Below are 21,968 nucleotides of genomic sequence, written 5' to 3' on the forward strand. Positions count from 1 at the left end.
CAGGGTTGCTTCATCAGCCCGCACCACCCGAGAAACGAGTCGCCCATGCGTCGCACCGCAGCCCTCACCGCCGCCGCTCTGGCCCTGACGGTTCCCGTCCTGGGGTTCTCCGCCGCCTACGCGGACCAGGGCAGCGACGACAACGGCGGCAAGGTCTGCCTGCCGCTCAACTCGGGCAAGATCGACACCCAGGGAGACCCGCAGACGGTGACCATCAAGGCACCGTCCGGCATGGTCATCACCGGCTACTGCGTCAAGGCCGGCAGCGACAAGCAGGGCAACGGTCCTGAGTACGTCGAGGTCGTGAAGCCGGTCGAGACGATCGTCATCCGCCACAGCTCCGACAAGGCTGTCTCGCACTACTCGTTCTCCTACGGCAAGCCTGCCGCGACGCCGACGCCTGAGCCCACCCCGACGCCCGAGCCCACCCCGACGCCCGAGCCTCCGGCCGAGCTGCCGCCGGTCGTCAACCCGCCGACGTCCACCACCGACAACTTCGACTGGAACTGGAAGTACGCCGCGCCCTCGTGCGACGCACTGACCGTGGCCTACCCCTCCGACATCCCGTCCGGGCAGTCCAACGACGTCAACATCCGCCTGTCCACGGACAAGGGCGAGGTCACGCTCAACTACCACAACAACGAGACCACCTGGTCCGGCACGCAGGGCTTCACCTACAGCCAGCACGCGCGCTGGCCGGCCGGTGTCACCGCGTACGCCGTGGTCTGGGTCCAGGTCGCCGGCAGCAACTACCACTTCGGCGAGAGCTTCCACAACGCCCCGATCGAGTCGCCGGTCAAGTGCCGCATCACCTCCGACGGCAACGCCGAGACCTACGACGTCCCGGTGGGGGTCAGCGACGTCGCAGGTCTGCGCACCTCGACCACTGTGGCCAAGGGCCGCGCAGCTGCCCCCGCCGTGATCTCGGTCGTCCAGCCCGGGCTCGCCCCGCTGACGCTGCAGAAGCTCTCGGGCAGCACCTGGACGGCCGTCAAGACGGTTGCAGTCACCGACGGCAGCGCCAAGGTGACCTTCCCGAAGCAGACCCGCAAGGGCACCTTCAAGTACCGCCTGGTCCTGCCCGGGTCCGAGTCCGTCACCGGCGACACCACCGCGCCCCTCACCGTGCGCGTCCGCTGACCTCCAGCTCGACGACGTAGCCGAGGAGCCGGCGGCCGTGACGCGACCCGTCACTGCTGTCGGCTCCTCGCACGTTCACCGGCACGGCGGCGGCAGCCTCGTCCTACGACGTGGCGGCGGTGATGGCCAGCACGACAGCGTGGATCCATCGGCGCAGAGGATGACCGCGTCTACGCTGGGGGCGTGGACGTCACGGGGGAAGCCGATTCCATCGGCAGCCTGGCCGAGGCGAACGACCTCGACTCTGTCGTGCGTCACGCCCTGACCGGTCTCCTGTGTCGCCCCGGCGTGCGTCGGGTCGGCCTCGCGCTCACCGAGGGTGGCGGACGCCGACTGAGGTTCACCGCCCGCGACCGGGACGGCCAGGAGCAGGCGCCGCAGTGGTGCCTGATCGACGCCTACGACGATGTCCCCCTCACCTGCGTCGTCAGCACCGGGGAGCCGATCGTGGCCGGCGTGGACGACCTCGACCGCCGCTTCCGCGGGATGGTCGCGCACCAGCGCGAGCAGGGGACCACGGCGCTGGCGGCGCTGCCGCTGCCCGGCACCGGGTCGCCGCTCGGTGGGGTGATCCTCTTCTACGAAGGCGCCCCGGGGTTCGGGCCCTCCGAGCAGCACGACCTGGCCGTGGTCGCAGCCGAGGTCGCCGCCGCGCTGGTGCGGGTCCGAGCCACGTCACAGCGTCGCGAGCGCGTGCTCGCCGACGAGCCGGTCGACGACCAGGCCCGCGTCGGTGACGTCGTCGTCGAGGGCGACCCCCGCTCCGCCGGCGTGGCCCGCCGGTTCCTGCGCGCGCGGCTCGGGGAGTGGGCCGTCGACGAGGACGTGATCGACACCGCCGTGCTGCTGCTGTCCGAGCTGGTCACGAACGCGATCATCCACACCGACAACCCTGCGGAGATCCGGGTGGTGCTGGGCGACGGCGAGCTCACTGTGACGGTGCGCGACCACGGGCGAGCCGGTGACGCCGGTGACGCCGAGCCCGACGGCGACGACGACCCCTTGCGCGTGCACGGGCGCGGGCTGCAGCTGGTCGAGGCCCTGTCAGAGCGCTGGGGCTCCGAGCGTGACGCCGTCGGCACCACCGTCTGGTTCGCTCTCCGGGCGTAGCCTGACCACGTGGACGACGCCCTGATCACCGTGACCGGCACGATGCGCACCGACCGTCCGGAGCGCTTCGCCAAGCAGCTCCTGAGCCACTGGTCCCACCGGGGCGAGGTCCTCGAGGAGGACGGCGCCCTCGTGCAGCGGTGGGAGACCGGGCAGGTCATCTCGCTGCGCGCCACCGAGGACGCCCTCGAGGTGGAGGTCTCGGTCGTCGAGGGCGATGACTCGGCCCGCTTCGCCCAGGTCGTCAAGGAGCACCTCGAGCGCTTCGGCCAGCGAGACGAGCTCGACCTCGTCTGGCACGTCTGAGGGCCGGCCGACGTGGCCGTGACCGACTGGTTGCTGCGCCAGCACGAGCGCGGCAACCCCTACTCCCGTCTGGACGACCACCACCTCGGCGACACGGCCTGGTCGACCGGCAACCAGGTGCGCCCACTCGTCCACGGGGCCACCTACTTCGCCGAGCTGCTCGAGCGCCTCGACGCCACCGTCGAGGGCGACCTGGTCTTCTTCACCGACTGGCAGGGCGACGCCGACGAGCGCCTCGACGGGACCCCGGGCAGCGAGGTGGCCGACGTGCTGGCCCGCGCCGACGAACGCGGCGTCGATGTCCGTGGGCTGGTCTGGCGATCGCACAGCCTGGCGGTGGGCTTCACAGCGGGCGAGAACCTCCGGCTCGGGCAGGTGCTGCAGTCGCGGGGCGCCGAGGCGCTGCTCGACATGCGCGTGCGCCACGGCGGCTCGCACCACCAGAAGCTGCTCGTCATCCGGCACCACGACGATTCCTCCCGCGACGTCGCCTACGTCGGCGGGATCGACCTGTGCCACTCCCGGCGCGACGACCGCGACCACCAGGGTGACCCGCAGGCGTTGGTCACCATGGCCGAGGAGTACGGCGACACCCCGCCCTGGCACGACATCCAGGCAGCCATCACGGGGCCGGCCGTCCACGACGTGGAGACCGTCTTCCGCGAGCGCTGGGAGGATCCCACGCCGCTGACCCGCAGCCCGCTGTTCTGGCTGCGCGACCGGGTGCTCGGCCTCGACGTCAGCCCGGACCCGCTGCCCGAGCAAGCCCCACCGCCGCCCGCTCCCGCCGGCGCCACGCACGCGGTCCAGCTCCTGCTCACCTACCCCGACCTGCGCCTCGGGCGGGACTACCCCTTTGCGCGCGGCGGGGAGCGCAGCGTCGCCCGGGGCTACTCCAAGGCGCTCGGGCGGGCGCGCACCCTGGTCTACCTCGAGGACCAGTACCTCTGGGGTCGTCACATCGGCGACGCCTTCACCCAGGCCCTGCGTGAGCAGCCCGACCTGCACGTGCTGGCCGTCGTTCCCCTCCACCCGGACCTGGCCGGAGCGGCCCGCGTCCCCGAGCTGCTGGGTCGCCGACGCGCCATGGAGGAGATGCACCGGGCAGCGCCCGACCGGGTCGCCGTCTTCGGGATCGAGAACCACGCCGGGACACCGGTCTACGTGCACGCCAAGTGCTGCATCATCGACGACACCTGGGCCACCATCGGCTCCGACAACTTGAACCGACGCTCCTGGACCCACGACTCCGAGCTGTCGGCCGTCGTCGTCGACACCGATCCCGAGGACCCGGGCGGCTTTGCGCGCTCCCTGCGCCTGGGGCTGGCGGCCGAGCACCTGGACCGCGACGAGGACGACGCCGACGCGATGGCCGACTGCGTGGACCCGATCGGCATGTTCCATGCCTTCGACCGCAGCGCGGAGCGCCTCGACGCCTGGCACGACGGTGGCCGGGTGGGCGAGCGGCCGCCCGGGCGGCTGCGCCGGCTGGAGGTGCCCGAGGTGCCCGCCCGGCACCGCCCCTGGGCGCTGCCGGCCTACCTCACCATGCACGATCCCGACGGTCGACCGCGCTCCCGTCGGCGGCGCGACGACTTCTAGTGGTGTCCGGGACGAGTTCGTGGGTCGGGTTCGTCTCAGGAAGCCCGCCCACACGCCGATCGGCGTACGGTGAGGGAACGAGCAAGCCACGCCGATGTGAAAGGCCTCATGCCGCCAGGGACCAGCACGAGCGTCACCGAGACCGACCTCCGCACGGACACCTCCCATCGGCCCAGCCTCCGCTCCATCGTCAAGCGCGTCGCGCTCAGCCTGGTGATCGCCTGCGCGGTCCCGGCTGCGTTGTTCTACGGCTTCCTGATGGCCACCGGGGTGTGGACCGCGATGCTAGTCGCCCTCGCCTGGGCCTACGGCGCCATCGCTTGGCGCGCGGCCACGCACCGCCGTACGTCGGGCCTGCTGATCCTTACCGCGATCGTGCTGACCGGACGTACGGTCGTCTCGTTCGTCGCCGACAGCACGTACTTCTACTTTCTGCAGCCGATCATCAGCGACGGCGTGGTCGCCACCGCGTTCCTGCTCTCGCTGGCGAGCGCGCGGCCGATGGTGGCCCGACTCGCCGGCGACTTCTACCCGATGGACCACGAGATCTCGGTGCGTCCCCGCATCCGTCGGCTCTTCCGCGACCTCACCCTGGTCTGGGCGCTGGTGTGCCTCGGCAAGGCGAGCGCCACGTTGTGGCTCCTGCAGACGCAGTCGATGGAGACCTTCGTGCTCGCCAACAGCCTGACCGGACTGAGCCTCACGGCGCTCGCCGCCGCGGCCACGATCGTGACCGCGGCCGTCGTGGCCCGTGACGAGGGCCTGCTCTGCCCGGCGAAGGCTCTCGCCGTCTGACGGACGACGTCACTCACGACGTCGAGACGGGCCGTCGCTACGACGCCGGGTGTGGCGAGGTGATCAGGACGCCAGCACCAGCAGCACCACGTCGACCAACGCGATCCCGATCGCGGCTAGGAACGGCACCCGCCCCCGGCCGGCGAGCGAGACCAGCAACAGGACGGCCACGACGGCGAGGCCCGCGACCGAGAGGCGCGTGAGCCCGGAGCCGAGGGCCGCCACGAGCGAGCCGGTGGCCAGGACCACGGTGGCCACGACGGGCAGCCGACGTGCGCCGAGCCGGTGGGGGAGCCCGTGCACGCCCGTGGCCGCGTCGTCGGCCAGGTCCGGGAGCACGTTGACCAGGTGGGCTCCGACCCCCAGCAGTGCGCCTGCCGTGGGGACCCACCAGTCCGGCAGCCCACCCGGCAGCTCACCCGGCTGCCCTGCCAGGGACACGAAGACGGTCAAGGTCGCGAACGAGAAGGCGTAGGGCAGCCACGACCACACGGTCGCCTTGAGCCCTAGGTTGTAGGACCACGCCGACGCCACGCAGGCCAGGTGGACGACACCGGCCACGAGGCCGCACGCGAGCGACAGCGGCACGACGGCGACGACCGCGCCCGCGCAGGCGAGCCGCACCGTCCGCTCGCTCACCTGGCCGGCCGGGATCGGCTTGTCGCGACGCTCCACGGCCCGGTCGCGCGGCAGGTCGATCAGGTCGTTGGACCAGCCGACCGAGAGCTGGCCGGCAAGGACGGCGAGGCCCACCAGCACGAGCCGCCCCGGCGTGAGGTCCGCTGCGACCCCGAGGAGCAGGGCGAGGACCGTGACGGCGAGCGCGGGCCCACCGTGGGCGGCGCGGAGCAGCGCGGGCACGTCGGGCGCTCAGACGCGGGCGGCAGGCGGGAGCGAGTCTCCGCCGCGGGCGGGCGCCGTGAGCGGGTCCTCCGGCAGCTGCGCGACCTGGTCGCGGCACCACGGGCTGATCTCCTGAGATCCGTCGAGCACCCCGCGACGGAAGTCGGACCAGTCGACCCAGCGGTGGTCCTCGACCTCCCCCGGGTCGGGGTCGACCTCGCCCGTGGCCGTGGCGACGAAGACGGGGCACATCTCGTTCTCCACGACGCCGTCGGGCATCACCGCCCGGTAGCGGAACGCCGGCAGCATCAGGGTGACCCCCACGGCCCGCACGCCGACCTCGTCACCCACGCGCCGTCGTACGGCGTCGGCGAGGGACTCGCCGGGGCCCGGGTGGCCGCACACGCTGTTGGTCCAGGCCCCGGGCCAGGTCGGCTTGCTCAGCGCGCGACGGGTGAGGAGCAGGCGTCCGCCCGCGTCGAAGAGGTAGCAGGAGAACGCCAGGTGCAGGGGGGTGTCGGTGTGGTGCACCCCCGCCTTGGGTGTCGTGCCGATGGCGTGGCCCTGCTCGTCGAGCAGGACGACAAGCTCCTCGGTGACGGTCATGCGGGCCTCGCGAGCTGGTTGACCGCCGCGCCGAAGACCCAGGGGACGGTGGCGGCGGCGGGGACGATGCGACGCCGGAGCGCGCGGTGACGGGTGGTGGTCAGGAGCCCCTGGGTCAGGAGGTCGTGACGCCAGCCGAGCCGACGCCAGGCGCGAGCGTAGTCGTCGGGTCGCCCTGCCGCCACGGCACGGACGGCCGCTCGCGCCTGCGCGAGGCCGAGGGCGATGCCCTCGCCGGTCAACGCGTCGACGTAGCCGGCCGCGTCGCCGACGAGCAGCACGCGTCCGGCGACCCGCTGGCGGGCGCGTTGGCGCAGCGGCCCGGCGCCGCGCACGTCCTCGACGTCGTGCGCGCCGAGCCGCTCGGCCAGCAGCGGGAAGGCAGTGAGCAGCTCGTGCAGCGGGCGCCGCTCGTCGGTCAGCACGGCGACCCCGATCCGGTCGTCACCGACGGGGGTCACGTAGGCCTCGCTGCCGGCTGCCCAGTGCACCTCCACCATCGAGGTCCAGGGGGCGACGTCGAGGTGGCAGCGCTGACCGTAGCGGCGGTGGCCCTCGACCGGCGCGTCCAGGCCGAGCAGCCGGCGAACGGGGGAGTGCAGGCCGTCCGCGGCGATCAGGTGCCGGGTCGGCTCGCCGTCGACGAGGAGGTGGTCGCCCCGGTCCTCGACGGTGCGGACGGCGCGGGTGTCGGTCGGGACCCCCGCCCGCTCGACGGCGCTCGACAGCGCCGCGTGCAACGTCGTACGACGGACCCCGCGGCCGGGCCCGTGGCGGAACGTCGCCTCGGCCTGGCGGCGGCCGTCGAGGTAACGGATGCCGGTGATCGGGTGCCCCTCCAGGGGGACGTCGAGATCGGCGAGGGCGGCGACCGCACCCGGCATGAGGCCCTCTCCGCAGGCCTTGTCGATCACGCCGGGGCGAGGCTCGAGGACCCCGACGTCCAGGCCTGCGCGGGCGGCGTAGAGGGCGGTGGCGAGGCCCACGGGACCCCCGCCGGCCACCAGGAGGTCACGCACGGCCCGAGGCCCGGGGCAGGGTGGCGAGGGCGGCGTCCTCGGCGCGGATCCGCACGGCCAGCAGCGCGGCGTTGGCGACGGTGAAGACCCCGGCGGTGATCCACGAGGCGTGCATCAGCGGCAGGGCCACCCCCTCCAGGACGACGGCGACGTAGTTGGGGTGACGCAGGAAGCGGTAGGGCCCGCCGGTCACCGGGGCGAGGTCGGGGACCACGATCACGCGGGTGTTCCACCGCCGCCCCAGGGTCGTGATGCACCACCAGCGCAGCACCTGGGCACCCACGGCCAGCACCAACATCGACCAGGCCAGGAGCGGAGCGACGTCCGGGCGGCGCACCCAGGCTTCCACGAGCATCGCGACCAGGAACCCGGAGTGGAGCACCACCATGAACGGGTAGTGCCCCTGGCCGGTCTCACGGCCGCCGCGCTCCAGGCTCCAGGCGGCGTTGCGCTTGCTCACGACCAGCTCGGCCAGTCGCTCCAGGCCGACCAGGCCGACGACGACGGTGAAGGCGAGCAGCGTCGTCACGCCGGGACCCCGACGGTGCCCCCGGCGGTCGATGTCGCGCGGACCAGGACCAGCTCGGAGCAGAACCCGGGACCCATCGCCAGGACGATGCCGTGGCTGCCAGGCTCCGGTGGCCGGTCCCGCAACGTGTCCTCCAGGACGTGGAGGACCGAGGCCGAGGAGAGGTTGCCGATGCGGGCCAGGGAGTCCCAGGTGAGCTGGACGGCCTCGCGCGGGACCTCCAGGGCCTCCTCGAGGGCCTCGATCACCTTCGGTCCGCCCGGGTGGCACACCCACCAGCCGATGTCGGCCCGGGTGAGGTCGTGGTCGGCGAGGAAGGTGTCGACGTCCTCGCGGATGTAGCGACCCACGATCATGGGGACGTTGGCGTCGAGGACGATGCGGAGGCCACCGTCGGTGACGTCGAAGCCCATCGTGCGCTCGGAGTCGGGGTAGAGGCGGCTGCGGGTGGCGAGCACCTCGGCGGGTCCGCCGCGCTCCGTGCCGCCGCGGGCGACGACGGCCGCAGCGCCGTCGCCGAAGAGACCGCTCGAGACCAGGTTGGGCACCGACACGTCGTCGCGCTGCACCGTGAGCGAGCACAGCTCGACACACACCAGGACCGCGACCTCGTCGGGATGGCCGACCAGGTAGTCGTGCAGGCGGGCGATGCCCGCTGCTCCGGCCACGCAGCCCAGTCCCACGAGCGGGACCCGCTTGACGTCGGGCCGCAGACCGACGACGGAGGCGATGCGCGCGTCCAGGCTGGGGATCGCCAGTCCTGTGACGGTGGCGACGACGACCACGTCGACGTCGGACGGGGTGAGGTCAGCGGCCTTGAGCGCGTCGATGAGTGCCCGGGAGCCGAGCTCGACGGCGTGCTCCAGGAAGTGGTCGTTGGCCTGGCCGAACCCCTCGAGGGCGCCGTAGGCCTCCAGCGGCAGGACCAGGCTGCGTTGGCGGACCCCGGCGTTGGCGTGCAGCCGTCGGAGCAACCGCTCGTCGACGCTGCGCTTCGCGATCACCTCGACGAACGCCTCGGTGATCTCCTGCTGGGCATAGGTGTGCTCAGGCAGTGCGCCCCTGACCGCGAGGATCTCCATGCGTGCGGCTCCTTCGTCGGGGTGGGGGGGTGCCCTCGTCACGGTACCCATCAGGGCAGCAGACGCACGGCTCTGCCGTAGGCCGGGTGGTTCAGCCCGGTCTCGGGGCAGGGACCCAGCGGTCGAGCATCGCGCCGACGTCGCGCGGGTGCACCGGCTTGGAGAGGTAGTCGTCCATCCCGGCCTCGAGGCAGCGCTGTCGCTCGCCCTCGGTCACGCTCGCGGTCATGGCGATCACCGGGGTGCGTCGGGTCGTGCCCTCGCGACGACGGATCTCGCGGGTGGCGTCGTAGCCGTCCATCTCCGGCATCTGGCAGTCCATGAGCACGGCTCCGAATGCGGACCGCCCCAGCGCATCAAGCGCCTCGAGCCCGTTGCCGGCGACGTCGGTGCTGTAGCCGAGCGACTCGAGGATCCCCACCGCGACGAGCTGGTTGGTGAAGCTGTCCTCGACCACGAGCACGTGGCCCCGTGAGCCGGGAGCCGGACGGACCCTGGTCTGGGGGGCGGCCGGGCGGGGGGCATTGGTGGCGCTCAGCACCTCCTCCAACGCGGCGGCCAGCCGCACGAGGTGCACCGGCTTGGTCAGCCGGGCGCCGATCCCGACGCGCTGCCCCTCCTCGGCGGTGACGTCCGAGCCGGAGGTCAGCAACACCATGCCGGGGGCGGCAGAAGGACGTGCGGAGACGAGCGCGGCCAGCTCCAGGCCGCCCATCTCGGGCATGCACAGGTCCAGCACCACGGCGTCGTACGCCGTGCCCGCAGCCAGCGCCTCGTCCAGGCGCCGCAGCGCCGAGGCGCCGTCCTCGACGGCGTCGGTGAGCATCCCCCAGGCGCCGAGCTGGTCGCTGAGGATCAGCCGGTTGGTCTGGTTGTCGTCGACGATCAGCACCCGCTGGCCGGCCAGCTCCGTCGCGGGCGGACTGCTGGCGACGGCCTCGTGCGCCAGGGCGAGAGGCAGGGTGAACCAGAAGGTGCTGCCCTCCCCGGGGACGCTGTCGACGCCGATGGCGCCGCCCATCGCGGTCACGAGCTGGCGTGAGATCGCCAACCCCAGCCCGGTCCCGCCGTACTTGCGGGTGGTGGAGGAGTCCGCCTGGGAGAACGGGTCGAAGAGCTGGTGCTGGTCCGCCGGGTCGATGCCGACGCCTGTGTCGGTCACCTCGAAGCGCACGACCACGCCACCGTCCGTGCTGTCGTCGAGCTGGGCGCGGATGACGACCTCTCCGGACGCGGTGAACTTCACGGCGTTGGAGGCCAGGTTGAGCAGCACCTGTCGGATGCGCGACGGGTCACCGCGCAGGCCGGGGGGGAGCTCCGGCGAGGAGTAGGCGAGGAGCTCGAGGTCCTTCGCGCGAGCCGGCTCGGCCACCAGCTCGGCTGCCTCCTCGACCACCTGCACGAGGTCGAAGTCGAGCGTCTCGAGCTGCAGCTTGCCGGCCTCGACCTTGGAGAAGTCGAGGATGTCGTTGATCAGGCTCAGCAGCGCCTCGCCCGCACCCCGTACGCCCTCGGCGTACTGCCGCTGGCGCTCGTCGAGCTCCGTCGTGAGGAGCAGACCGGTGAGGCCGATGACGCCGTTCATGGGGGTGCGGATCTCGTGGCTCATGGTCGCGAGGAACGCCGACTTGGCGCGCGACCCGGCGAGCGCCGCGTCCCGGGAGACCTCCAGCTCGCTCTCGACGAGCTTGCGTGCGGAGATGTCGGCCAGCGCCACCGCGATGCCGAGGACGTCGGGATCGGCGGTCAGGTCGACGAGCCTCGCGCTGATCCAGCGCTCGGCACCCGATGCGGGGTGCACCCGCAGCTCGGCCGTCACCGGCCGTCCGGGCCTGCGCTGGGCCTCCCGGAAGACGTCGTCGAGGACCCTGAGGTCGGCAGGGTCGATCAGCTCGGTCCAGTGCAGGTCGTCGGGCACGGAGGCGAGGCCGATCAGCCGGGCCAGGTGCGGTGAGTGGCGGACGACCGCACCGTCGGCGTCCACGACCAGCACGGCGTCGGAGCTGTTGTCGGTCAGCCGCTCGTAGAGGCGGCGGTTGCGGCGGACCAGGGCGCGTGCCTGTCGCTCGGAACCGAGCAGCCGGGACGTGCGCACGAACGCCAGCGCCAGCAGCAGCACCGTGCCCGTCGCGAGCAGGGCCGGGCTGCCACCGTCGCCGCGCGCGGCACTGAGCACCTCGAGCGCCGGGGGGACGAGCAGGGGCACGATCGCGATGCCGAGCCGCCACTGGTCCCGGCCGGGCTCCTGCTCCTCCTCGTCGACGGGCGCGACGACGATGGTCGGCCGTCGGAACGCCGCCAGCGCCATCAGCAGGCCGCCCACCATCCAACCGACGTCGAGCACGGCGGAGACCAGGCCCTCGACCGGGAGGAGCAGGTAGCCGAGGTCGGAGGCCAACCAGCACGCCGCACCGACGGCGAAGGACAACCCGATCGCCGATCGCGACCGCGGCGTCAGGAGAGCACGGACGACCAGGGCCAGCAGCACCGCGTCGGCGACAGGGTAGGCCGCCCACACGACGCGGGTCGCGGCAGACACGGAGGTGTCGGCGACGATCGCGATGATCGACACGCTCCAGAAGACCAGCACGCTGACGACGACGATGGTGAGCGCATCGATGATCGCGTCCCCGTCGACGTGCCGGTCGCCGGTGCGGGTCCGGACCAGGGTGATGACGAAGAGCGCGGCACCCAGGCCGGCATAGCTCGCGAGGTAGGGGATGTCGGCGATCGAGACGTCGGGCTCCGTGCCGGACCAGGTGATGGCCAACCAGACCAGGTCGCCGATCGCCGACAGCGTCAGGCCGGTGGCGATCAGTGACGGGACGAGACGCTCGGCGCGGGGCGCTCGCCAGGCACCGAGCCAGGCGAGCCCGCTCGCTGCCCAGATCGCGAGCAGGTAGGTGCCGTCGCCCACCACGCCCGTGGGGACCGCGAGGTGGACGGCGACGACCAGCGCCGTCAGTGCCGCTGCCAGGGCCAGGCGTGGGTCCACCTGGAGCACCTTCACGACCGACTCGACTGCCATGTCCACCTATCGCTGCCTGGGTGCAGGGAAGGACCGCCGCCGCCGCGGGACCCCAGGAGGAATCTTGCCATGTCCGTCGGTCCGTCACGCGCGACACCGGAAGCGATGACAGGCGATCCACAGGTTCACGCTCGGCCCTGCTCAGGTCCCCCCATCAGGATCGGCTCATGACCACGACCCCAACCAGCCCGTCAGAGGACGTGCTGGCCGTACATCTCACCGAGCGGGTCGGAGATCAGCTCGATGCGCGCACCGTCGGGGTCACGGAAGTAGACCGAGACACCGCTGTGGACCTCGTGGTCGACCCCGGCCGCGGTGAGGCGGGCGACGAGCTCGTCCCAGCGGGCCGGCTCCACGGAGATGGCCAGGTGGTGCAGGCCCCCGAGCACCTCGGCGTAGGGACCGACCTCGAGCCCGGGGAAGTCGAAGAACGCCAGCAGGTTGTCGTTGCCGATGTCGAAGAAGAAGTGCGACGACCCCGGGTAGTCGCGGTTGTCGATCAGCTCGGTGAGCGGGAAGCCCAGCACGTCCTGGTAGAACCGCACCGTCGTCTCGACGTCACGGCTGATCAGTGCCGTGTGGTGCAGCCCGCGCGCAGTCGAGGCGGGCCGCGACTCCGCCGGTCGCAGGTGGGCCGTGCGGATGCGGTCGCGGGCCGCCTCGATCGCGGCGAGGTCGGGGGTGCTCTCGGTCATGGGGGTCCTCGGCTCGTGGGTGACGCGGGAAGTGACGGGGGAGGGGATCAGGCGGCGAGCGTGGCGTGCATCTCCCACACCAGGATCTCCGATGCCTCGGCCGCGGTGACGCGTTGGCCACCCGTGGCCGTGAGCCGTACGGCGTCTCCCGCGCCCAGCGCTCCGGCACCCTCGAGCGACACCGCACCGCGGCCGACGAACAGGTGGAGGAACGGCGACTCGGGCAGCTGCACGCCCTGGCCCGGCTCGAGTCGGGCGACGTGCAGGGCGGCGTACTTGTTGCGGATGCGGATCGCGGAAGCGCCCTCGTGCTTGGCCATCCCCGAGGCGACGGGCACCAGCGAGCCGCTCATCAGCTCGTGGTCGATCTCGAGCTGCTCGTAGCCGGGCACGATGCCACTCTCGTCGGGCACGACCCACATCTGCACGAAGTGCACCGGGTCGGTGTGTGTGTCGCCCCCGAGGCGCCAGGAGTCGTTCTTCTCCGAGTGCAGGATGCCGCGGCCGGCGCTCATGCGCTGGGCCAGGCCGGGGTAGATGATGCCGTGGTGGCCCGCCGAGTCCTGGTGGACCAGCGAGCCCTGCATCACCCACGTGACGATCTCCATGTCGCGGTGGGGGTGGGTGTCGAAACCGGTGCCGGCAGCGACGATGTCGTCGTTGTTGACCAGCAGCAGCCCGTGGTGGGTGTTGGCGGGGTCGTGATGCTGGCCGAAGGAGAAGGAGTGCTTCGAGTCGAGCCAGCCGTAGGTGGACGTGGCGCGGTCCTCGCTGCGGCGGACGTCGACCTGGGGGTTCCGCTCGATGGTCATGCTGGTCTCCTCACCTCGCGTGGGCCACCCGATCGGGCCATCCGTTGGGGGACGTGTCACGTTGATGATCGTGCCAACTTACGTGACATGTCAACTATTCCCGGTAGGATGGGGTCATGACCACCCAGACGGCCACACGATGGCTCAGTGACACCGAGCAGCAGACCTGGCGCCGGTGGCTGGCGCTCAACGCCCAGCTCCCGGCACTCCTGCACCGCGAGCTCCAGCGCGACTCGGAGCTCTCGTTGCCGGACTTCGACGTGCTGGTGCAGCTGACCGACGACGACCGTGGTCGCGTGCGGATCGCCCAGCTCGCCGAAGCACTGCAGTGGGAGCGTAGTCGCCTCTCGCACCACGTGACACGCATGGCGCGTCGGGGCCTGGTCGAGAAGGAGGACTGCCTCGACGACGGTCGGGGGTCGTTCGTCGTCCTCACCTCGGCCGGTAGGGCTGCCATCGAGCGCGCCGCGCCCGCCCACGTGCGCACGGTGCGCCGCGCCTTCTTCGACGCCCTGTCCGACGAGGACGTCGTGCTGCTGGGCGAGATGACCGAGAAGGTGCTGGCCCAGCTGCGCTCGTGACGAAGCGCCGGCCTCACGCCGAGGTCGGGGTGGTGAAGAAGAAGGTCGTCAGCGTGTAGCCCGCGTGGTCGAGCAGCGTGGCCAGGGCGGCGTCGGACGGCGGCTGCGTGACCACCGAGACGCGTGCGCCGCGCCGGGCCGCGGACTGCTCCACCCGGGTCAGCGCGTCGGGCGAGGTCACCGATGTCACCAGCAGCACCGGACCGCCCGGGTCGTAGACAGGGGGAGCCGGGACGAGCTGGCCCGCGGCGCCCTCGACCGAGATCGACTTGTCCTCGGAGACGACGTTGAGCCCGGTGAAGGGCTCGAGGTCACGGTGCCACCAGATCTCGGCCGGTTCCAGGCCGAGGTCGAGGGCTGCGTCGAGCCGCTCGCTCTCGAAGCCCGGCACCACGAAGCGGAGCGGCCCGAAGGCGCTCGCGTGGCGCAGCAGCGCTACGCCCTCGCTCGCCCACTGCTCGGCGGGCTCAACGACCATGTCGTCGACGAGCAGGTAGGGCCCGGGGTTCATCGCGACCAGGTAGCCGTGATCACTGCGCACGCTCAACGTGGCGGCGTCGTCGATCAGGTGCGACAGGAAGGCCCGGTGCCTCTCGGTCGCGTCGGCGGCCGCGCGCCAGAAGCGCGGGGCATGCCCCTCGAGCCGGTCCCGCCTCACGCGCGTCAGCCCGACCGCCCAGTCGAGGTCGGCCTGGGTCAGGGGACGTACGTCGGGAGCCGTCACGCGTCGACGACGAGGTCCTCGTCGGACCAGAACGCGCGCATGCTGGTGATCAGGCCGTCGCCGTCGAACGTCATGACCTCGAGGGGTGCCATCTTGAACTTCATGCCACCAGTGTCGGTCACGACCTCGAAGTGGAAGGCAGCGTGTCCCGCACAGACACGCAACGTCACGAGGTTCGTCGTCATCGCGAGACCGTCCAGGCCGGCGTAGAAGCCGCCGATCGCCTCGCGTCCCCGCAGCACCTCGCTCCCGACCGGGTCCTCGAGCGTCGCGTCGGGGGCGTAGAGCGCCACGATCTCGGTCGACGTGCCGTCTGCCACCAGGTCGAGGTAGCGCTGGACCGTCGAGCGGATGTCTGCGTTGGGGGCGACCATGGGGCAGTTCTATAACACGTTCTAGTTGGCTGTCACCCTCAGGCCAGGTCCGGGTGCGCCCGACCCGCGACCAGCGGCAGGTCGACGTACGTCCGGACCCCGGTGGGGGCGGCCACGACATAGGGGATGGAGTTGACGCAGTGCATCGCGGTCACCACGATCCCGGGGTTGCGCACGAGGCCCTCAGCGAGAGTGTCGGGCTGCCAGCCCTTGATCGTGACGAAGGTGTCGGGGTCGCCTCTCACCTCGACCTCGAAGCGCTCGCCCTCGGCACCGAAGTCCCAGGCAGGCTCGAGGTGCTGCTCACCCATCAGCCAGTTCACCGCAACGCGTACGACGACCTGGTCGCGCACGACGCCTTCCCAGACGAAGCGCTGGCCGGCGACCCGGCCCGGCTCGATGACGCCGATGGGGGAGTCGATCGGGGCGGTCGCCACGGCGAGGTCGAGGGTCGAGCGGATCTCGGCGTCGGCGGAGAAGCCGAGCACGTCGAGGCACATCTGCACCGAGCGCGCGAAGCCGGCCGACAACAGCTCCAGCATCGGTCCGGACCGCGCCTCCTCGGGGGTGCCGCCGAAGCACATGACGTGTCGCACGACGTCGGGGGCGTTGTAGGAGCGGATGTCGGAGAACTCCTCACCGCGCACGTAGGTGACGGCCGAGGACAGCGAGGAGAACATCAGCGGGTGCAGGTCGGGCACGCCGCCGGGGTTGACCCCGGTGCCGTGAAGGCTGACGCCGCCCTCGTCACAGGCTGCCTCCAGGAAGGTGCGTTGCCGCTCCCCGGGATAGATCCAGCCGACCGGGGTGACGACGTTCTTGCCCGAGCGCAGCAGCCGGATGACTTCCTTGGGGTCACCGACCAACGGCGTGTAGACGACGCAGTCGGCGTCCATGGCGAGGACCTCGTCGACGTCGTTGGTCGCGAGGACCCCGATCGGCTCTCGCCCGATGATCTCGCCCACGTCGACGCCGTTCTTCGCCTCGGAGTGGACGTAGCAACCCACGAGCTCGAGGTCGGGGTGCAGCAGGACGCCTTCGACGGCGGCCCGACCGACACCCCCGGTGGCCCACTGGATGACGCGAAGGGGCACGGGGATCTCCTAGAGCGAGGGGGATGTACGAGCGGAGCGAGTACTCCCCACGGACTGCCGAAGTCAGCTCACGTCATGACTCCCACGGGGGTGGGCGTGAAGCCCGGGAAGACCGTAGCGGTGGAGGAGCCGAAACGGGTCGAAACGATCTCGGCGAGCACGCTGCGGTAGTCGGTGGTGACGAGCAGGTCGGCGTCGTCGTCGAGCGTGAGACCGGGCCAGCGGCCGTGGAAGGCGCCGCCCCTGACTCCGCTGCCGGCGACGAACATGACGTTGCCGTAGCCATGGTCCAGCCCGTAGTTGTCGTTCTCGACCGTGCGCCGTCCGAACTCGCTGAGCACGAGCAGCGTGACCTTGGACTGCTGCGAGCCGAGGTCGTCCATGAACGCCGCGACCGACGTGGCGAGGTCGTCGGCGTTATGGAGCATCTGTCCCCACTCCAGCGTGCCGAGCCCGCTGTGCATGTCCCAGTCGCCCTGGTCGACGGTCAGCACCTGGACGCCGACGTCGCCGCGCACGACCCGGGCCACCGTGGCCAGCGCGCGACCGAGGTCGCTGTTGGGGTAGCGATCCTCGTTGTCGGCCGCGGCCTGGACGGGCCGGAAGTCGGTGATGGCCGAGAACGTCGAGCGCATAGCCTTGCCCAGGGGACCCGGGTGGGTGTCCCACAAGGTGTGCAGCGATCGCTTCCGGCCGTCCTGGGAGACCCACTCGTCGTCACCGGGGATGCGCACGTCGTCGACCGACCCGGCCGACATCACCGGCTCGTCCCCAAAGAGCGCGCCCGGAATGACACCGCCCCCGACGTTGAAGCCCTGGAGCGGCGAGCCGCCGGCGTCGGTGCCGATGAGCCGGTTGAGCCAGCCCTGGCGGACCGTCGAGCCCGGGTTGGCGTCCTCGACCTCCTCCATGGCGGCGAAGTGCGAGCGGTTCGGTGCGGGCAGTCCCGTCGCGTGGACGGCGGCGAGGCGGCCGGACTCCCACAGCGGCAGCAGGGGCGCGAGGCTCGGGTGCAGGCCGAACATCGCGTCCTTGGCCAGAAGCCGCTCGGCGGGGATCGCGAGGCGCGGCCGGGCCTGGTAGTAGACGGGGTCGCCGTGCGGGACGACCAGCGACAGCCCGTCGGCGGCCCCGCGCAGCGAGAGCACCACGAGGACGGAGTCGGCGCTGGCTGCGCTGGCCGGCGAGGCCGTGACGACCGCAGAGCCGACCGCGGTCGTCGTGCCGGCCAGGGCCAGAGCGCCGACGAAGAGGCCGCGTCGCGACACCGAGCGGAACTCGCCGCAGCACGCGTCGTCAGGGCCCGAGGAGGAGGAGCGGGCGACGGTAGCGGGCATCGGGGTCACCGGGTGAGGAACATCGGGGAGTCGAGCAGGGTGGTGACCAGGCGCGGCATGTTCCACTTCACGACTCCGTGCTCGCGGGTGATGTGTTCGCCGGGCCGGACGTCGAGGTGCTCGCAGCAGGCCTGGAGCAGCGCCGAGGTGGACCGGCGGCCCAGCAGCTGTTGCGAGAGGTGGTCGACCAGGACGTCGAACCGGACCGAGGGCTGGGGCAACCACTGGCCGGGGGAGCGGTAGGTGATGCCGATCTCGGGCCACCAGCCGCCGCTCAGGACGAAGTGCAGCTCCATCGAGGCGATCAGCCGTGAGGGGGAGGACCAGGACTCGTTGTCGTTCGGTTGGCCATCCGGCCGAGGCCAGGCGAGCGGCATGGCGCCGAGGCTCGAGGCCTGCCACAGCATCACGTTGGCGGCGTGCTCCTCACCCGCGTCACCCTCGGGCGGACGCGAGACGAAGATCTTGAGGGCCCGGAAGGTCGACATCAGGTCCTCGCAGGGGTCCTTGACCTTGGCGCCGGCTGCGGAGGCGAAGGCCGGGTGGGCCACCAGGGCCCGCAGGACCGGCTTGATGGCGGTCCCGTTGTCCAGGTAGACCTTCGCGAGGTGGTCGACCAGGGCCTGCGGCGCGTCGTCGCGGACGAACTTGCGCACCAGCTTGCGGGCGATGCGCTGTGCCGTGGCGGGGTGCCGCGCCAGGTAGGTCAGGTAGCGGCGGGTCAGGTCACGACCGTCGGCGAGGGGGTTGGCGTCGCTGAACCCCATCACCGTGACCGGGCCGGTCCAGTGGGCGTCGGGGGAGTAGGACGGCTCCCAGGTGTCCCACAGGTCCACCAGCCAGCCGGTGAGGATGCGAGCCGAGGACTTCACGTCCGTCTCGGCGTAGGTGCCGCGCCCGACCGTGTGCAGCTCGAGCAGCTCCCGACCGAGGTTCTCGTTGGGGTGCTTCTTGGTGGACACGGCCTGGTCCAGGTAGATCAGCATGGCCGGGTGCGTGATCGCTGCGTGGAGGAGATCCTCGAAGCTGCCCAGCGCGTGACGGCGGATCGTCTCGCCGTAGGACACCCGGTGGGTGAACGGCCCGTCACCGTTGACCGGGACATTGAGGTGGTTCTCCCAGAACTCCGTCATCAGCTCGAGCACCTGGCGCTGCGAGCTCACCCGACGCAGCAGCAGCCAGCGCTGGTAGTCGGCCATGACCTCCCAGCCGCCCTCGACCCCGGTCACCTGGCGCCTCCACAGGTCTAGGGGGGTCCGCGACAGTCCCGACCACCACGACCGCAGGCCGTCGACGTCGGTGTCGGTGTCGGTGATCTTGGCCGGGTCGAGCTGCTTCTCGAACCAAGCGCTGCCGCCTCCGTCTTGTCGGACCGATGCGGCGAGCGAGGGGGTGATGCCGTAGGAGAAGCGGCTGACCAGGTGGCGACTCCCCGACGAGAGCAGGGGGGCGCCGCGGTAGCGGGCCGGGACGAAGGCCGCGTGCGCGGTGCCCGGTGCGACCACGGCGCCGGCGACCGCTACGCCACCGACGGCGCCGGCGCGGGCAAGCACGGCGCGGCGCGACGACGTGGCGGGAACGGGTGGCATCTAGGCTCCTGGGCGGCGGCGGCGGCGGCTGCGGCTGCGCGACCGAGGCGCGAAGCGGCCAGGCTAGGAGCGCCCTGGGACCCATGGTCAGAACGGACGACAAGATGGCCCGTTGTGACTAGGAACTATGGCCGATCACCCCGCACCGAAGCGGAGTCCGAGCCGGAGTTCGCTACCATTGCGCGTTCATCGCTCCCTGACGACAAGGACCCCGGGCTCCGCCCATGGACGGCTCTCAAAGTACGACGCTCTCCATCTCCGGAGAGCAGCCATGACCCCCTATCTCCTGCTCGCACTGGCGCTCCTGCTGGTCGCCATGTGCGGCATCTTCGTCGCCGCCGAGTTCGCCTTCGTCACGGTCGACCGTGGTCAGGTCGAGCGTGCCGCGGCCGCTGGTGACGTCAAGGCCCAGGGCGTCCTTGCCGGCCTCAAGACCCTCTCGACCCAGCTGTCCGGTGCCCAGGTGGGCATCACGGTCACCAACCTCGGCATCGGCTTCCTCGCCGAGCCGGCCATCTCCGACCTCGTCGAGGGACCCCTGGCCGCGGTCGGGGTCCCCGACGGTGCGGTGGGCCCGATCGCGATCGGCCTCGGCCTCACGATCGGCACCGTGCTCACGATGCTCTTCGGCGAGCTGGTGCCCAAGAACCTCGCGATCGCCCTGCCCATGGCCACGGCCCGCTGGAGCCAGGGACCCATGCGGTTCTGGACCGCGGTCAACCGCGGGCCCATCCGGGTGCTCAACGGCTCGGCCAACGCCATCGTGCGCAGGCTCGGCATGGAGCCCCAGGAGGAGCTCCGCTCCGCGCGCAGCTCGGCTGAGCTCGCCTCGCTGATCCAGCGCTCCGCCGACGTCGGCACCCTCGACGCCGACACCGCCGAGCTGATGGAGCGCTCCGTCGGGTTCGGCTCGCGCACGGCGGGCGAGATCATGACGCCGCGCGTGCGCACCCGCAGCCTCGAGAGCAACGACCGCGCCAGCGCGGTCATCGAGCTCACCCGCCAGACCGGTCACTCACGGTTCCCTGTCCTCGACTCCGAGGACGTTGTCGTCGGCACCGTCCACGTCAAACACGCTGTCGCCCTTCCGGTGCACGAGCGCTCGACCACCAAGGTCAAGCACCTCATGGTCAAGCCGATCGTGGTCCCGGACTCGTTGCGCCTCGACCCGCTCATGGCCCTGCTCCGCAAGGACGGCTTCCAGCTGGCCGTCGTCCTCGACGAGTACGGCGGCCACGCGGGCATCGTGACCCTGGAGGACGTGATCGAGGAGATCGTCGGTGACATCGCCGACGAGCACGACCGGCTCGGAGCTCGGGCGCGACAGCGGCGCGACGGCGCGTGGTCGCTGTCCGGGCTCCTGCGACCCGACGAGGTGGAGGACCTGACCGGGATCGCCCTGCCCGAGGACGAGGACTACGACACCATCGCCGGCCTGGTGCTCAAGGTGATCGGACGGGTGCCTGACGTGGGTGACATCGCCGAGGTCCCGGTGCCCGACCGGACCGACCCCGACGAGCCGCGCGAACAGCTGGCCGTCCTCACCGTCGAGCACATGGACGGCCTCCGCATCGACCGCCTTGCCCTGCGCCTGCACGAGGGAGACGACCCCGACGAGTCCGACGAGGCCCCCGCGTGAGTGACCTGACCGCCCTGCTCGTAGCAGTCCTGCTGCTCGCCGCCAACGCGTTCTTCGTCGGAGCCGAGTTCGCGATCATCTCCGCGCGGCGCACCCAGATAGAGCCACGCGCCCAGGCGGGCTCGCGGATGGCGAAGACCACGCTGCGCGCCATGGAGGACGTCTCGCTCATGATGGCGGGCGCCCAACTCGGCATCACCATCTGCTCGCTGGGCCTGGGTGCCATCGGGGAACCAGCCATCGCGCACCTCCTCGAGCCCGGCTTCGCGGCCCTGGGCGTGCCCGAGGCGTTCCTGCACCCGGTCGCCTTCGTGCTCGCCCTGCTGATCGTGGTGTTCCTCCACGTGGTCCTCGGCGAGATGGTCCCCAAGAACATCGCCCTCGCCGGACCCGAGCGCTCGGCCATCCTGCTCGGTCCGCCGCTCGTCGGGGTCGTGACGATCCTGCGTCCGATCATCGGGACCCTCAACGCCATCGCCAACGCGACCCTGCGGCTGCTCAAGGTCGAGCCCAAGGACGAGATCAGCTCGACGTTCACGCGCGAGGAGGTCGCCGCCCTCGTCGAGGAGTCACGCGGTGAGGGCCTGCTCGCCGACGACGAGTACGACCGCCTCGCCGGCGCCCTGGGCTTCACGGAGAAGACGGTCGCAGCCGTCCTGATGCGACCCGACACGCTGGCGACCATCATGCGCGGCTCCAGCCCTGCCGACGTCGAGGCGCTGTGCGCGGCGACCGGCTTCAGCCGCTTCCCCGTCGCCAGCGAGGATGGCGAGCTGATGGGCTACCTGCACATCAAGGACGTGCTCGAGCCGGATGAGGTACGCCGCCTCCAACCGATCGAGGACAAGTGGATCCGGCCCTTCGCCCCGGTCACGACGGGTGACCAGCTCCACGACGCTCTCGAGACCCTCCAGCGACGGGGCGCCCACATGGCGCGGGTCGTCGACCTGGAGGGCGTCACCCTCGGGTTGGCCACCCTCGAAGACGTGATCGAGGAGCTCGTCGGCGAGATCCGCGACGGTGCGCACCACGAGGAGACGGTCTGACCCGCCGCCGGACCCCT

General features: G+C 71.5%; 21 protein-coding genes. 8 read left to right on the forward strand and 13 right to left on the reverse strand.

What is annotated here, in order from left to right; translation table 11 throughout:
* The first annotated feature begins 45 nt into the window (after window positions 1-45).
* The 5 genes from BM204_RS13400 (at window position 46) to BM204_RS13420 (ending at window position 4,953) form a co-directional block, all read left to right on the forward strand.
* Complete coding sequence (locus BM204_RS13400) at window positions 46-1,140, forward strand: hypothetical protein (protein WP_091114204.1); 1,095 nt, start codon at window positions 46-48, stop codon at window positions 1,138-1,140.
* 183 nt (window positions 1,141-1,323) lie between these two features.
* Window positions 1,324-2,250, forward strand: coding sequence for an ATP-binding protein (locus BM204_RS13405; RefSeq protein WP_091114205.1), 927 nt, complete (start codon window positions 1,324-1,326; stop codon window positions 2,248-2,250).
* 9 nt (window positions 2,251-2,259) lie between these two features.
* A complete protein-coding gene (locus tag BM204_RS13410) occupies window positions 2,260-2,556 on the forward strand; it encodes a DUF2218 domain-containing protein (RefSeq protein ID WP_218031207.1) in 297 nt (98 codons plus the stop codon).
* Between the two features lie 12 nt (window positions 2,557-2,568).
* Window positions 2,569-4,158: a phospholipase D family protein gene (locus tag BM204_RS13415; RefSeq protein ID WP_091114208.1), complete on the forward strand. Its 1,590-nt coding sequence runs from the start codon at window positions 2,569-2,571 to the stop codon at window positions 4,156-4,158.
* A gap of 108 nt (window positions 4,159-4,266) precedes the next feature.
* Complete coding sequence (locus BM204_RS13420; RefSeq protein ID WP_091114209.1) at window positions 4,267-4,953, forward strand: VC0807 family protein; 687 nt, start codon at window positions 4,267-4,269, stop codon at window positions 4,951-4,953.
* Window positions 4,954-5,016: 63 nt separating this feature from the next.
* On the opposite strand, the gene BM204_RS13425 is transcribed toward BM204_RS13420, so the two are convergent.
* The 8 genes from BM204_RS13425 to BM204_RS13460 all read right to left on the reverse strand — a co-directional run bounded on the left by BM204_RS13425 (window position 5,017) and on the right by BM204_RS13460 (window position 13,567).
* The gene (locus BM204_RS13425) at window positions 5,017-5,814 is read right to left on the reverse strand and encodes a UbiA family prenyltransferase (RefSeq protein WP_091114211.1); all 798 of its coding nucleotides are present in this window, start codon (window positions 5,812-5,814) and stop codon (window positions 5,017-5,019) included.
* A gap of 9 nt (window positions 5,815-5,823) precedes the next feature.
* The gene (gene idi, locus BM204_RS13430) at window positions 5,824-6,402 is read right to left on the reverse strand and encodes an isopentenyl-diphosphate Delta-isomerase (RefSeq protein WP_091114213.1); all 579 of its coding nucleotides are present in this window, start codon (window positions 6,400-6,402) and stop codon (window positions 5,824-5,826) included.
* Complete coding sequence (locus tag BM204_RS13435; protein ID WP_091114214.1) at window positions 6,399-7,421, reverse strand: NAD(P)/FAD-dependent oxidoreductase; 1,023 nt, start codon at window positions 7,419-7,421, stop codon at window positions 6,399-6,401. The genes idi and BM204_RS13435 overlap by 4 nt, the downstream gene beginning before the upstream one ends.
* Window positions 7,414-7,950, reverse strand: a complete 537-nt coding sequence (locus BM204_RS13440; protein WP_091114215.1) for an isoprenylcysteine carboxyl methyltransferase family protein — start codon at window positions 7,948-7,950, stop codon at window positions 7,414-7,416. The genes BM204_RS13435 and BM204_RS13440 overlap by 8 nt, the downstream gene beginning before the upstream one ends.
* Window positions 7,947-9,032, reverse strand: coding sequence for a type III polyketide synthase (locus BM204_RS13445; RefSeq protein ID WP_091114217.1), 1,086 nt, complete (start codon window positions 9,030-9,032; stop codon window positions 7,947-7,949). The genes BM204_RS13440 and BM204_RS13445 overlap by 4 nt, the downstream gene beginning before the upstream one ends.
* Window positions 9,033-9,123: 91 nt before the next feature.
* Window positions 9,124-12,060 carry a PAS domain-containing hybrid sensor histidine kinase/response regulator gene (locus BM204_RS13450; protein ID WP_091114218.1) on the reverse strand — a complete coding sequence of 979 codons (2,937 nt, stop codon included), beginning with the start codon at window positions 12,058-12,060 and terminating at the stop codon, window positions 9,124-9,126.
* Window positions 12,061-12,251: 191 nt separating this feature from the next.
* The gene (locus tag BM204_RS13455; RefSeq protein ID WP_091114219.1) at window positions 12,252-12,755 is read right to left on the reverse strand and encodes a VOC family protein; all 504 of its coding nucleotides are present in this window, start codon (window positions 12,753-12,755) and stop codon (window positions 12,252-12,254) included.
* A 47-nt stretch (window positions 12,756-12,802) separates the two neighbouring features.
* The gene (locus tag BM204_RS13460; RefSeq protein ID WP_091114221.1) at window positions 12,803-13,567 is read right to left on the reverse strand and encodes a pirin family protein; all 765 of its coding nucleotides are present in this window, start codon (window positions 13,565-13,567) and stop codon (window positions 12,803-12,805) included.
* A 116-nt stretch (window positions 13,568-13,683) separates the two neighbouring features.
* Here BM204_RS13460 and BM204_RS13465 point away from each other — a divergent pair, with 116 nt between their 5' ends.
* Window positions 13,684-14,148, forward strand: a complete 465-nt coding sequence (locus BM204_RS13465) for a MarR family winged helix-turn-helix transcriptional regulator (RefSeq protein WP_091114226.1) — start codon at window positions 13,684-13,686, stop codon at window positions 14,146-14,148.
* Window positions 14,149-14,161: 13 nt separating this feature from the next.
* On the opposite strand, the gene BM204_RS13470 is transcribed toward BM204_RS13465, so the two are convergent.
* From BM204_RS13470 to BM204_RS13490, 5 genes are all read right to left on the reverse strand, one after another.
* A complete protein-coding gene (locus tag BM204_RS13470) occupies window positions 14,162-14,872 on the reverse strand; it encodes a hypothetical protein (protein ID WP_091114228.1) in 711 nt (236 codons plus the stop codon).
* The gene (locus BM204_RS13475) at window positions 14,869-15,246 is read right to left on the reverse strand and encodes a nuclear transport factor 2 family protein (protein ID WP_091114231.1); all 378 of its coding nucleotides are present in this window, start codon (window positions 15,244-15,246) and stop codon (window positions 14,869-14,871) included. Before BM204_RS13475 ends, BM204_RS13470 begins: the two co-directional genes overlap by 4 nt.
* Before the next feature lie 38 nt (window positions 15,247-15,284).
* Window positions 15,285-16,340 carry an NAD(P)H-dependent amine dehydrogenase family protein gene (locus BM204_RS13480; RefSeq protein WP_170259147.1) on the reverse strand — a complete coding sequence of 352 codons (1,056 nt, stop codon included), beginning with the start codon at window positions 16,338-16,340 and terminating at the stop codon, window positions 15,285-15,287.
* A 68-nt stretch (window positions 16,341-16,408) separates the two neighbouring features.
* Complete coding sequence (locus tag BM204_RS13485) at window positions 16,409-17,677, reverse strand: DUF1501 domain-containing protein (protein WP_143099772.1); 1,269 nt, start codon at window positions 17,675-17,677, stop codon at window positions 16,409-16,411.
* Between the two features lie 5 nt (window positions 17,678-17,682).
* Window positions 17,683-19,266, reverse strand: a complete 1,584-nt coding sequence (locus BM204_RS13490) for a DUF1800 domain-containing protein (protein WP_091114236.1) — start codon at window positions 19,264-19,266, stop codon at window positions 17,683-17,685.
* A gap of 271 nt (window positions 19,267-19,537) precedes the next feature.
* Between BM204_RS13490 and BM204_RS13495 the strand changes: the two genes are divergently transcribed.
* On the forward strand, window positions 19,538-20,905 hold the full coding sequence (locus tag BM204_RS13495; RefSeq protein ID WP_091114238.1) for a hemolysin family protein: 1,368 nt from the start codon (window positions 19,538-19,540) through the stop codon (window positions 20,903-20,905).
* A complete protein-coding gene (locus BM204_RS13500; RefSeq protein ID WP_091114239.1) occupies window positions 20,902-21,951 on the forward strand; it encodes a hemolysin family protein in 1,050 nt (349 codons plus the stop codon). Before BM204_RS13495 ends, BM204_RS13500 begins: the two co-directional genes overlap by 4 nt.
* The last annotated feature ends 17 nt before the right edge of the window (window positions 21,952-21,968 follow it).

This window comes from Nocardioides psychrotolerans, assembly GCF_900113685.1.
Taxonomy (GTDB): Bacteria; Actinomycetota; Actinomycetes; order Propionibacteriales; family Nocardioidaceae; genus Nocardioides; species Nocardioides psychrotolerans.